At 60.7% G+C, this 12,702-nt stretch carries 10 protein-coding genes; 7 read left to right on the forward strand and 3 right to left on the reverse strand.

Annotated elements, in window-relative coordinates; genetic code table 11:
- Positions 1-109: 109 nt before the first annotated feature.
- Positions 110-733, reverse strand: coding sequence for a GGDEF domain-containing protein (locus WGT02_RS06655; protein WP_225039581.1), 624 nt, complete (start codon positions 731-733; stop codon positions 110-112).
- A gap of 454 nt (positions 734-1,187) precedes the next feature.
- Between WGT02_RS06655 and WGT02_RS06660 the strand changes: the two genes are divergently transcribed.
- Genes WGT02_RS06660 through WGT02_RS06675 form a run of 4 tightly spaced genes read left to right on the forward strand, consistent with a single transcriptional unit; the run spans position 1,188 to position 6,681 of the window.
- Positions 1,188-2,549 (forward strand): TolC family outer membrane protein, encoded by a 1,362-nt coding sequence (locus tag WGT02_RS06660; RefSeq protein WP_208250502.1) that lies wholly within the window; start codon positions 1,188-1,190, stop codon positions 2,547-2,549.
- 19 nt (positions 2,550-2,568) lie between these two features.
- Positions 2,569-4,731 (forward strand): type I secretion system permease/ATPase, encoded by a 2,163-nt coding sequence (locus WGT02_RS06665; protein WP_208248596.1) that lies wholly within the window; start codon positions 2,569-2,571, stop codon positions 4,729-4,731.
- Positions 4,728-6,020 (forward strand): HlyD family type I secretion periplasmic adaptor subunit, encoded by a 1,293-nt coding sequence (locus WGT02_RS06670; RefSeq protein ID WP_208248593.1) that lies wholly within the window; start codon positions 4,728-4,730, stop codon positions 6,018-6,020. The genes WGT02_RS06665 and WGT02_RS06670 overlap by 4 nt, the downstream gene beginning before the upstream one ends.
- A 1-nt stretch (position 6,021) precedes the next feature.
- The gene (locus WGT02_RS06675; protein ID WP_208248591.1) at positions 6,022-6,681 is read left to right on the forward strand and encodes a ribbon-helix-helix domain-containing protein; all 660 of its coding nucleotides are present in this window, start codon (positions 6,022-6,024) and stop codon (positions 6,679-6,681) included.
- Between the two features lie 68 nt (positions 6,682-6,749).
- On the opposite strand, the gene WGT02_RS06680 is transcribed toward WGT02_RS06675, so the two are convergent.
- Complete coding sequence (locus WGT02_RS06680) at positions 6,750-7,706, reverse strand: transglutaminase-like cysteine peptidase (RefSeq protein WP_208248589.1); 957 nt, start codon at positions 7,704-7,706, stop codon at positions 6,750-6,752.
- 227 nt (positions 7,707-7,933) lie between these two features.
- Between WGT02_RS06680 and WGT02_RS06685 the strand changes: the two genes are divergently transcribed.
- The 3 genes from WGT02_RS06685 (at position 7,934) to WGT02_RS06695 (ending at position 10,675) form a co-directional block, all read left to right on the forward strand.
- Positions 7,934-9,181: an ABC transporter substrate-binding protein gene (locus tag WGT02_RS06685; RefSeq protein WP_024317903.1), complete on the forward strand. Its 1,248-nt coding sequence runs from the start codon at positions 7,934-7,936 to the stop codon at positions 9,179-9,181.
- A gap of 47 nt (positions 9,182-9,228) precedes the next feature.
- Positions 9,229-9,762: a GNAT family N-acetyltransferase gene (locus tag WGT02_RS06690; protein ID WP_029710364.1), complete on the forward strand. Its 534-nt coding sequence runs from the start codon at positions 9,229-9,231 to the stop codon at positions 9,760-9,762.
- 79 nt (positions 9,763-9,841) lie between these two features.
- Positions 9,842-10,675, forward strand: coding sequence for an IS5 family transposase (locus WGT02_RS06695; protein ID WP_208246952.1), 834 nt, complete (start codon positions 9,842-9,844; stop codon positions 10,673-10,675).
- A gap of 19 nt (positions 10,676-10,694) precedes the next feature.
- Here WGT02_RS06695 and WGT02_RS06700 read toward each other — a convergent pair whose 3' ends face one another.
- Positions 10,695-12,215, reverse strand: a complete 1,521-nt coding sequence (locus WGT02_RS06700) for an ABC-F family ATP-binding cassette domain-containing protein (RefSeq protein WP_024317905.1) — start codon at positions 12,213-12,215, stop codon at positions 10,695-10,697.
- Between the last annotated feature and the right edge of the window lie 487 nt (positions 12,216-12,702).

Consider the following 12,702-nt stretch of genomic DNA (forward strand, 5'->3'; position numbering starts at 1 on the left):
TCCTGAGCGTTCTCGACGATCGAACGACGCCGAGCTCGTTGAAGACGCGAACAACAACGAAAAGGGCGCCTCTCGGCCCCCTTCCTTGGTTCTTGTGGCTCCTGTCAGCTCAGGCTGCCGGCAGCCGCGACATCGGGATGGCGTCTTCGCTCTCGCCGCCGCGTTGCATCGCCATTTCGTCGGCCAGTTGGCGGATGTGGTTGAAGTCGGTTGGTCCCTCGAAGACCGCGCCGCCGAGACGAACGCCGATCGTCATCGGCGTGCCTTCGGCCGAGAAGGAGGCCTCAGCCACGCGCCGGCGAATACGGGTGCCGACATCCTGGGCATTCTCAACTGTCGCGCCGGGGAGGAAGACCCCGAGTTCGTTGGTGGCGAGGCGGGCAACCAGATCGCCCTTTCTGACCGACGACTGGATGATCGCGGCAAGCGACTGCATGACCGTGTCGGCCCATTGCGGACCGTAGCGCCGGCTGATCTCGTCGAGCGTATCGATGACGACCGCGATCATCACGCCGCCTGCATCGGTGGCGATTCGCTTGCGCCGGTCGATGTAGTGTTCGACAGCCGCGGCAAAGGCCGTGCCGTTCAGCGTCTTGGTCACGCTGTCGTGGCGCGCAGTATAGTTAACCGTTTCCTGCAGTTTTCGGAGCTCGCTGACCTTGAACTGCAAGATCAGAAGCAGCGGAAATGCAACAAAAAGAGAAATTACGCCGGCGCCGGCGAATCCTACCAAAAATGGTCGATCCGGCATGAGAAGGTTTAAGATAAGTAAAACGCCGACGGATCCAGCCGCGTAGCAGATAGCGCCGACGGTGGCGATCCGAAGAGCTGAAACGATTGTGGCGGAAGAGTAACGCTGGCTGAAATTCATCGCGGTTCATGTCCGTTTGAAAGTAATGCCAGATAAACAGGTTCGGGCAAAGCCCCCGTTAAAAAATCCTGTAAAATTCTCGCTTTAGGCAGTTGTCCACCGCGATTAACTGTCTTGGCAGGAATGCTCGCCGTCGCGATTGGAATGTGGAAAGATTGGTGTTACTTACTTGCTAAAGAAAATCTTTGGTATACGGGTACGCCGGGTGAATCTTTGATGTTGAGGGGCATCGATCTTGTTTAAAGGCAAAAGAATTTTTGCAGCATTGGCTGCGACCGTTGCTTTCAGTTTTTCGTTTTATGCTGATGCCAATGCAATATCTCTGCAGCAGGCCATCGAAAAGACGATGAAAACGAACCCGCAGATCTTGCGGGCTGCGAAGGATCGTGAAGCTGTCGAGTTTGAACTTCGCCAGGCGCGCGGTTTATACTTGCCATCTGTGGATCTGGAGAGCGGGATCGGGCGTCGTCGGCTCTCGAATGCCAGCTCGGGTTCGCTGAGAGATGATCATGACTATCTGTCGCCAGGCGATGTTGGTCTGACGATCTCGCAGACGCTTTATGATGGCGGCAGCCGCCGCTCCCAAGTCGAGCAGCAGGCCTCGCGCGTCGATGGCGCCTCCTTTCGGGTGCTCGAACGCTCCGAGTCGCTCGCCCTCGAAGTGACGCAGGATTATCTGGAGTACGTGCTCCAGAACCAGATCGTTGCTGCTGCCAAGCAGAACGTCGCCTTCCACTCGCAGATGGTCGACGACATCGACGAGAGCATCAAGGGCGGCGCCCTGACGGATGCCGACCGGCTGCAGGGCAGTGAGCGCTTGCAGGCCGCCAAGGCGCGGCTGCGCGAAGCACTCGAAGAACTTGAGCAGACGAAGATCCGCTTCCTGCAGGTCGTCGGCGAGCCGATCACCAATGCGCAGACGCCGCCGTCGGTCGGCAAGTTCGTGCCGAAGACGTTGAACGATGCGGTCTTCGTTGCTGGCAAGAACAGCCCGCGCATCTATTCGGCCAATGCGGATATCAACGCAGCCGATGCCGGCGTTCGCGGCGCGCGCGCCAACTATATGCCGAAGGTCAATCTCGAAGGCACGGCCCGCGTCGGCAACGACATCGATGGCGACGAAGGCAACACCAACGACTATCAGGTTCGCGTCGTTGCCCGCTGGAACCTCTATCGCGGCGGCATCGATGTCGCCCGCGAGCAGGAGCAGATCCGCCGCGCCGATGAGCAGCGCTACAATCTCGCCCAGGTTCAGCGCGAGGTCGAGCAGTCGGTTCGCTCGGCCTGGAACGAGCGCGTCAGCCGCGGCGAGCTTTCCGGTATCCTCAACAAGCAGGCCTCGATCAACAACCAGCTCGTCGGTTCCTACCGCGAGCAGTTCAAGGTTGGCCAGCGCTCGCTGCTCGACGTCCTCGATGCGCAGAACACCAGATTCAACACGCAGGTTCTCGCCGATACCGCGCGCGTCGCATCGCAGTTTGCCGAGTACAAGATCCTGGCGGCCTCGGGCAATCTGCTTCAGACGATGAAGCTGAGGCCGGTCGATCAGTCCAAGCCTTATGCGCGGGAAGAGTTTGCTGTCCCCGCCAGTGTCGCGAATCCCGGATATGTCGAGCTTGATTCCCATCAGAAAGCCGGCTTGCCCCTGGATCTCCTAGCGCCAATTCGACAGCAGTAGTCGAGATGGCCATGGAACAATGCTGAACGTAGCGCTCGAGACTTCCAGCAGCACATCGCTGCAGACATTCAAAGCCGCATTCAAATCCGTGGCTGCGTTCTATGGCCGACCAAGCTCCGACACGGTCCTCTTCTCCGGTCTTCCGGATGAGGTGACCGAGTCGCTTGAGGTTGACGATGTCGAACGCATGGCCGAGCGCATCGGCCTGCAGGTGATCAAGCATCAGGAGCGCGAATGCCGTCAGGGCAATTTCGATTGTCCGGCGATCGCTGCGTTCGCCGATGGCAGCGTGCTGCCTCTGCTCGAGGTCGCCGAGGACGGCTCCTATGTCACGGATATCGTTCCCATCGCCGGCAGTCAGATCCGGCTGACGCGCGAAGAATTCCTGGCGCTGAAGCCGCAGCTGGCATTTGCCTTCACGCTTTACTATCAGAACGCCTCGGAAGAGGCACTGGTTGGTAATGCCGTGGAGATCGAGAAGCGGCATTGGCTGGCAACGACCCTCGCACCTTACTGGCGCACCTATGTGCGCGTCATGGTCGCGGCGCTCTTTATCAATCTGATTGCGCTCGGCTCGCCGCTCTTTACGATGAACGTCTATGACCGGGTGCTGCCGAACAAGGCAATCTCGACGCTTTGGGTGTTGGCCGCGGGTATCTCGCTTGCCTATATCTTCGACTTCCTCTTGAAGACGGCGCGCTCGTCGCTCATCGATTATGCCGGGCGAAAGGCCGACCTGCGTCTGTCGCAGCTTCTCTTCGACAAAGTGCTCAACTCGACGCTCGCCTCGCGGCCGATGTCGACGGGTGAATATGCCAACCGCGTCACGCAGTACGAATTCGTTCGCGAGTTCTTCACCTCGAACACCATCGGCGTGCTGATCGACAGTCTGTTCGTTTTCATCTTCCTCGCGGTCATTTATCTGATTTCCGGCTGGCTGGTGGTCATTCCGGCCGTAGCATTCGTGTTGTCTGTCATCATTGGCCTCTACGCGCAGGCCGCGATCGGCAAGCGCATGGCGACCGCCGCCAACGAGGCATCGCGGCGCCAATCCTTGCTGGTGGAGACGATTTCGACGATCGAAACGCTGAAGAGCCTGCGCGCCGAAGCGACGATGCTGCGTCGCTGGCGGGAGCTTACCAAGTATTCGAGCCGCACCAGCGAGGACATCAAGCATATCTCGACGAACGCCATCAACATGACGATGTTCATCCAGCAGATGGTGAGCGTCCTGATCGTGATTGCCGGTACCTACGAGTTCTCCGAAGGCCGCATTGCCATGGGCGCGATTGTCGCGACGGTCATGCTGGCGAGCCGCGCGGGCGCACCGCTCGGCCAGATCGCCATGACGCTGGCGCGCTTCCGCCAGGCAACCATGTCCCTTCGCATTCTCGATAAGATCATGGAGCAGCCCGACGATCGTCCGTCCACCGTCGGCTTCGTCAACCGCGAGATCACCCGCGGTGCCTTCAGCTTCCAGGATGTGTCCTTCCAGTATCCGGGATCGGACTATCCCGTCATCAACAAGCTGTCCTTTACGGTGCAGCCGGGTGAACGCATCGGCATCATTGGCCGCATCGGCTCCGGCAAGACCACTCTCGGCCGCTTGCTTGACGGGCTCTTTTGTCCCTCGGGCGGCCGCGTGCTGATCGATGGCGTCGATATCCGGCAATATCACATGGCCGAAGTTCGCTCGGCGGTCGCCGTGGCCGGCCAGTCGTCCGATCTCTTCTCGGGCACGGTCAAGGAAAACCTGCTGATCGGGCGCGCCGATGCGACCGACGAGGAGCTCCTCGAGGTCGCCCGCATGACCGGTGTCGACGAGTTCGTGGGCAATCATCCTCGCGGTTTCGACATGCCGGTTGGCGAACGCGGCACCAACCTGTCGAGCGGCCAGAAGCAGGTGCTGACGATCGCCCGTCTGCTGCTCACCAAGCCGAAGATCGTATTTCTCGACGAGCCATCGGGCGCCATGGACCTGGCGACCGAGCGCAACCTGATTGCGCGCCTGTCGACGGCCATCAGGCGCGACACCACGCTGCTGATCGCCACCCACCGCTACAGCATGCTCGAGCTCGTCGACCGTCTGATCGTTATCGACAAGGGTCGGATCATCGCCGACGGACCGAAGAATGCGGTCATCGAAGCGATGCAGCGCAAACCGGCGGGTGCGCAGCCATGAGCCTCAACAATCGCCACGACAATCCTCCGCTTCTCGCCCGCGGCATTCTGGCGTTGGTGGCTCTGGTCATTGCGAGCTTCCTCGCCTGGGCAGCGATAGCCGATGTCAACGAGATCGCCCGCGGCGAGGGCAAAGTCATTCCGGTGTCGAAGACGCAGATCATCCAGTCTTCGGAGCCCGGCGTTGTCCAGCAAATTGCCGTCGTCCTCGGTCAGGTCGTTCGCAAGGGCCAGCTGCTGGTCCAGCTCGACAACACGACGACGTCGTCGTCGCTTGGTGAATCCGTCGCCAAGGCCCGGGCGCTTGGTGCCAAGGTGGCCCGATTGAAGCTCGAGGAAGCCGGCCAGTACGATACGCCCTTTATCTGCCCGCAAGAGATTTTGGCCGTTGCCAAGGAAGTGTGCGCAAACGAGGAGCAGCTTTTTGCCGCCGATCGTGCCAGCTACCAGAACAAGCTCGGGGTTCTGAAGGAACGTGTTCGCCAGCGCGAGAACGAGCTCAGCGAAGCCCACGCCAATATCGATCGCCTGCAGCAGAACATCGAAGGCGCACAACGCCAATATGACCTCATCCACCCATTGGCCCAGAAAAAGCTTGTGGCCCAGACCGAAGTCCTGAAAACCGAGCGTGATCTCACCGACCAGCAGGGCCAGCTCAAGGTCTATCAGGAAAGCATCGACCGTCTGGAAGCAGCCGTGCAGGAAGCCAAGCTGCAGCTCGGCGATCTTGCCCTGGAATTGCGCCAGCAGGCGCTGACCGATAAGGCGCAGGCCCTGGCCGAGCTCTCGGTCGTCGACGAGACCATTCGCGGCGCCTCTGACCGCGTGAAGCGCACCGACATCCGCTCGCCCGACGGCATCGTCAACACACTCGAGGTCAACACCATTGGAGCCTATGTCGATCCCGGCCGCGTCATCGCCGGCATCGTGCCGACCGCCGATACGCTGCTGATCGAAGCGAAGATCTCGCCGCGCGATGTCGCCTTCGTGCGCCGCGGCCAGCCGGCCGTCGTCAAGGTCACGGCCTACGACTTCTCGATCTTCGGCGGCCTCGAAGGCGTCGTCGAGAACATCTCGGCCGACAGCCTCGTCGAAAAGGAAAAGGGCGAGACCTACTACCTGGTTCAGGTCAAGACCGACACGTCGGCGCTCGAGCGCAACGGCAAGTCCTATCCGATCATCCCCGGCATGGTTGCCTCGGTCGAAATCATGACCGGCAACAAGACGGTGCTCAGCTATCTGATGAAGCCGATCAACAAGGCGCGCAGCGAAGCGCTGACGGAGCGATAGGATGCTGATCGTCAAGCCAGGCAGCAATGCACTCACCGAGCTTGAACCGATCGATGAGCCTTTGCCGGCCATCGGCGCCGATGAAATCGAGCCGCGCTTCCGCGCTGTCGTCGGCCGCGGCGGCGAACGACGTGGCATCCGGCTCGAACGGATCTACTGGGATGGCCTCGGTCGCATGTCGTCGCCCGGCAAGATGAGCACTGCCGACCTCGTGCACCACACAGCCTCGCAGATGCCCGAGTCTGGCAATCTCGCCTCGCTGCTGCGCGTCCTCAGCTTCAAGTGGGCGCTGCGCCGGCTGGACACGGTCGAGGACGCGTCATCGCTGGCAAACGTCAATGCCATCATCCAGGCGTCGCCGTCGCCGACGATCCTGCTTACGCAGGAGAAGAAGATCCAACTCTTCAACGATCCCTTCCTGACCATGCTGCGCCAGCGTCTCCCGCTTGGAGATACGGCGCAGTTGACGAAAAGCTTGAGGTTTTCGATCGACACGCAGATCGACGAAGCGATCGCAACGCTCTATCGCAACCGCGGCAAGACGCTGAACACCGGCTTCACCATTGCCGTCGGCTCACAGTCGATGAAGGGGCAGATCAATCTGGCTCTGGCGCCGACGCATGAGAAGTCGATGCTGATCGGCTACATCTCACGTTATTGATCGACTAATCGGACATGAAAAAAGGCAGCTGAACTCAACCGCCTTTTTCTGTGTCTTGCTTGTGATCCTCAAAACGCCACGCCTTCGCCGGGAGCCACCTTTTCCAGCGGCATTGCCGAAGCCACCTGCTTGGCGCCGGTGCGCGTTCCGTGCAGATAGCCTTTGCCGTCCGCAATCGAATAGAGCGGCACGTAGTCGGGCAGCTTTGTATCGGGCAGAACCTCGTCACGCATGTTGTCGAGGATGAAGCGATTGCCGTTGACCGCGACGGAAAGCACCGCGTGGTAGAAGTGCCGCTTCTGGTCGAACAGGACGACAACTGACATGTCCTTGAGATCGACGCCTTCGGCGTGCAGGGCCGCCATCTTCAGGATCGCGAAGTCCTCGCAATCGCCCTGCTGGCGCAAAAGCGTTTCGGCGGGCGTTGCCCAGTAGTCAGCCACCTTGTAGGTGTCGATGTCGCGGCTGTAGCGGATCGTGTGGTTGATCGTGACGTTGACCGCGTTCAGCTTGTCGCGGATCGAGGACTGCGAAGTCTTGGTGAAGGCAACCTTGATCGCGGTCGCGGCGTCGGAGCATCTGCCTGCGCTGCAGTTGATCGCGGTTCCATCCGCCATTTCCGACAGCGACGGTGCTAACTTCTTCAGAGCGGCAAGACGCTTGAAAGGAATGGCGACGGTTCCGAATGCGCCGCTGCCCATCGGCGCCGCAATCGCCGGGCGCTCGGCTGGCTGCACCGGTGCGACGCCCTCCTTCACCCAGCCGGCAGGCTCGGGCTGCAGCGATCGGGTCAGCGCAGTAACGTCCATGGTACCGATGGCGTTCGCCGCCAGGCTGAGGAGGTTGGCGACGCCGCCAAGGGTCAGCACGCGGGCTGTGTCAGCAGCGAAGTCAACGGAGTACATCGCGCCGGAAATCCGTGGAGACGGAAGCGCGGAGGCCGACGAGATATTCGGCGACAACGCAAGGGAAAATGCGGAGAAAGTAAAAGCGGCGATATTGCTTTTCTTTATACTGCGCTTCATGGATCGTCGTCTCTCGTTGGCTGAGAGAAACGTACAAAACAGCTATAAAAATCAGGTATTTAAGCGTGGATAAGGCCAGTATAAATTATCCATTCAAAAGAACATAAAAGTTTAGCGTGTCCATCAACCAAGTTTGGGCGAAGGGTTTGCTTTCCCGTGTTGCCTGTGCAGATATGAAATCTGCCAAAAGGCCGGAAGAGGCCGCGATTACGAGAGTGGGGGAACAGGTGACAGTGCAGTCAATCGGGCAGGTGCTAGGCTCGCATGGTTTACGCTCGACACGGCAAGTGTCGCCTTCGGAAGGCGTCGGTTCTCTGAAACTCATCAAATCCGTTCTCGCAATGTCGATCGTCGTCGCCTGCGGGCTGCTCGCGGGCTGCCAATCCGGCGTCGATGGCATCGCCAAGAATGTGAAGACCAATGATATCAAGGCGCCCTCGAGCGAGGTCGAGGAGAGCTTCGGAGAAACGGGAGCGGAGATCACGCTACTGTTGCCCAAGGGCGCGACCGGCATTTACGACGGCGCTGCACGTGACGTGCGCGACGGCGCCGGCCTCGGCGTCGGCGAACTCGGGGGTAATCAGGTCTTCGTCAAGGTTGTCGACGTGGCCTTCGGCGCTGCGGCTGCCACGACTGCGGTGAGCGCTGCCAAGGCGCGCGGTTCCGTTCTCCTCGTCAGCTATGCATCACCTGCCGTCACTTCGGCTATTGCCGCGGTCCCTGCCGACCAGCGACCGCCTTTGCTCAATCTCGGCGTGCCGGTGCCGCCGACATCTGGCAATGTCTACAACTTCGTTTCCGATGAGATCGACAGCGCCATCGACGGCGCACGGGCAGCCTTTGCCAGCGGGCACAAGAAGGTACTGGTTTTTGCGCAGAGCGATTTTCCGGCCGCGGGCGAGGAGCGGCTGGCAAGCGCCATCCGCGCCGGCGGTGGTACATACCTCGGCCTCACCCGCTATGATCTGACCGATGCCGCCGCATCGGACGCGGTCAAGAGGGCTGGCGCCCATCTGCAGAATGCCGACACCGTGCTCGTCCTCGGGAAAACGGTGATCACGACGACCATTGTGGGCGCTGTGAAAGCAAGCGGCAAGACGAACGTAACCTTCGTCGGCACCAGCGCCTGGCCGTCGCAGGCTTATTCGAATCCCTCGGTGACGGGCACGGTGATTGCCATGGTCGAGCCCGAGGGCGCGACGATGATTGGCGAGCGCTACCAGCGCCACTACAAGCGCACGCTCTCTACCGATGCGGCTTACGGTTATGATGCAGTGGCCGTTGCCTCCGGCATTGTCCGAACAAAGGGGCCGGAGGGGATGAACGCGCAGAACCTGACCAGTAACGTCGGCTTCCGCGGTGTGACCGGTCTCTTCAGGTTGACGCCCGCCGGTACCGTGGAGCGCAAGATGAGCCTCTATTCCCTCAGCGGCGGCAAGCTCACTCTGCTCGGAGCGACGCCGGCGTCGTTCTGATGTTGACACCATCCTCGGGCATAACCACGTCTCCAGGCGCTGCACGCATGGAGGAGCCGATGCTCGTCGAGGATGCCGAAACCTTGCCGCCCGCGATCATGGACTGCAACTTCTCGTTCGACGTCACCTCGGAGCTATTGGCGCCATATGACGATCCGTTCGGGCAGGTTCGGGTTGTAGAGCCCTATCGCAAGTCGTACGGCTTTGACCCGGACGACTTTACGGCTGGACCAGATCGGCGCTTGGTGATTGCAAGCCGAGCGGGCAGGGCGTGCGGTTACCTCCTCTTGTCGAAGAGCTGGAACGGCTTTGTCTCGGTGGAAGACCTCGCGGTCGATCGGACAGCCAGGAGATCCGGTGCCGGCAGGATGCTTATGGACCGCGCCGTCGGCTGGGCGCGCGAGCAAGATGCGCCCGGCATCCGTTTGGAGACCCAATCGAACAACGTGGCCGCCTGCCGCTTCCACAAGCGATATGGCTTCGAACTCGGCGGATACGACAAGTATCTCTACGCCGCGTTGGAGCAGCGCAGAGAGACGGCGCTCTTCTTGTACCTGTTCCTTACGGCTGTTGAAGTCTAAGAGGCTGCCTCAAAAAGAAGTGGGTGATTTCAACAGGTTGTGATTCCTTCGGATTTGCGAAGATTCGATGGAGTTCACGATGGCCTGGACCGAAACCACCCGTCGGCAATATGCCCGGCGAGCAGCACGCTATGCAAGCGATATGACGGATAGAGAATGGCGAATTGTCGAGCCGCTCCTACCTGCGCCCCGTCGACTTGGGCGACCGCGAACAACGGTGCTGCGTGAGGTCATGAATGCGCTTTTGTATATCGCCTCGACCGGCTGCCAATGGCGGATGCTGCCAAAGGACTTTCCGCCGTGCTCGACGGTTCAGCGATACTTCTATGCGTGGCGGGGTATTGGGCTTTGGGCCCGCATCAACCACCATCTAGTGATGGCGGCGCGCGAACTGGAAGGCAAAGAGGCCAGTCCTACGGCAGGCGTGATCGACAGCCAAAGCGTCAAAACCACCGAAAGCGGCGGCATTCGAGGTTACGACGCCGGCAAAAAGATCAAGGGCCGCAAGCGCCATATCGTCGTCGACACACTCGGCCTGCTGGTTGGCCTCATGGTTCACAGCGCCGATATCCAGGACCGCGATGGCGCTCCCGATTTACTGAAATCCATTTGTCACAGATGGCCATGGTTGCTGCATGTTTTCGCCGACGGTGGCTATGCGGGCGACAAATTGAAACGGAAGCTGAAGAAGGTCGGTCGCTTCACGGTCGAAATCATCAAGCGCAGCGACAAGACCAAAGGCTTCGAAGTGCTACCACGCCGTTGGGTCGTCGAGCGAACATTTGCATGGCTTGGAAGGTGCCGGAGATTGGCGAAGGACGTCGAAAACTCCATCGCTTCAGCCGAGGCATGGATCATGATCGCCCATATCCGCCTCATCACTAGACGTCTCGCAAGGTATTGTTACCATTGAACTCTTTTCGAGTCCGACTCTAAGGCCGTGCCGAAGCAAAGAAAAGCTCTGGGCTTTCCACTTCAACGAGCCGTCGGCGCTCGATCTGCCAGAACCGGTTGCCGACCGCGCGGACGAAGCTGCGGTCGTGCGAGACCACGAGGCAACTGGCCTGACGTGCCATGAGCTCGCCCTCCAGCGCTTCCTGCCCGTCGATGTCGAGGTGGTTCGTGGGCTCGTCGAGCAGGTAGAAATTCGGCTCCGCCAGCCGCAGGACCAGCATGCCGAGCCGCGCCTTCTGGCCGCCCGAAAGCCGCCCGACGGCGCGCGACTGCATGTCGATGGTCATGCCGGCACCCGCCAGCAGCGCCCGCGCCCGCTGATCGCCGACCTCGAAACGGCGGATGATCGTCTCCATCGGCGTGTCCTTGTCCTTGAGGTCGGCAAGCGCCTGATCTCTGTAGCCGAGAACCAGGGAAGGTGTCGCCTTGATACCGTCCTGTGCCGTCTCGGCATTGCCGATCGCCTTTCGCAGCATCGCAATCAGCCGCGATTTGCCGGCGCCGTTCTCGCCGAGCAGCACGATCCGGTCACCCTGGCAGATGAACTGCTTGCCGGTCCGGAAGAGCGGCGTGCCGTCGGGCGTGCAGACCACGGCGTCGTCGAGCGTCACCAGCACCTTGGCATGCGTGCCGCGGTTGGCGAGCTTGATCGCACCGGCCGACCGCTCGAGGTGGGCGGGCTTGGCCGCATCCTCCAGCTTGTCGGCGCGTTGCTTCAGCTGTTTGGTCTTGACCACCAGCAGGTCGCTGCCGGAGTTGATGCCGATATTGTTGAGCTTCGCGGCCTGCTTCCGCAGTTGCTCGGCCGTCTTCATGTCGCGCTCGTAGCGTCGCTTGTCGGCTGTATCCGCCTCGTCCAGCGCCGCCCGCGCCCGACTGTAAGGTAGGGAAAAGACCTGCGATTGCTCCGGTCGCAGGAACAGCGTGCGATTGGTGACGGCATCGAGAAAGGCGCGATCATGGCTGGAGATAATGACTGGAACGTCGCGGGGCAGGGCATTCAACCATTCCTCGAGTGCCGCTATCTTGCCGAGATCAAGGTGGTTGGTCGGCTCGTCGAGCAGCAGTGCGTCCGGCTCCAGCACCCAAGTACGCGCCAGCATCGCCAGCCGCTGCCAGCCGCCGCTGAGCTGTCCGACCGGGCGGCTGCGCAAGGCTTCCGGCACGTCGAGTGACTCCAGCGCGATGTCGACGCGCCAGCTTTCGTTCGCCTGCTGGTCGGCGGGCAGCGCCTGAAGGACCGCATCGTGGAACGGAACGTCAAGCAACCCTGTCGGCACGTCCTGCTCGACATGGCCGATCGTCAGTCCGCGCGAGCGCGTGATGTCGCCATGGGTTGCCTCCAGCGTGCCTGAAATGCAACGCAGCAGCGTGGACTTGCCACGGCCGTTGGCGGCGACGAGACCGAGACGGTCGCCGGCATTGATGATGAGGTCGAGCTTGGCAAAGAGTGGTGCGCTCAGAGTGACGCCGAGATTGCGGATATTGATAAGGGTCACGATCTTGCTCTGGTCTTGCCGAGCGATCACACGGGCGAGGGCATGCGGCCTTCATCGCGTGCGTGTGCTCAAGCTCGGTGGATGGATCGTTGCAGACGAGCTGAATGCCCGAACTGCTGCCACGAGGGGCAGACCAGGAAGAGAGTTTGTGAGAAACGGTCTCTGGTCAGCCCTGCAAACGCATTTGCAGGGCGTTGACGGGGCCACGCTGCCGGTTGAACCGGAAATAGCATTTTTGCACGCGACCCTCCTTTCTCTTTGAGTGCACAGGCGAAATACCATCAGGCATGCAGAAATGCAACCGAAACGGTTGCATCGGCCCATTCAGAAACTCTGTGCGGAGGAGGATTGCCACGCGCCGGGACAAGGCCCGGACATGATCCGCGGCGCTCCTGGTGATGGCCACCACCAAAATCTGGCTTCCACGTCCACGCCTCTTGAACATGGCCTAGTCACCGGGCGGCTCCGACCACAATGTCACCTTCGT

It is taken from the genome of Rhizobium sp. T1470 (assembly GCF_042140505.1).
GTDB classification, from domain to species: Bacteria; Pseudomonadota; Alphaproteobacteria; order Rhizobiales; family Rhizobiaceae; genus Rhizobium; species Rhizobium favelukesii.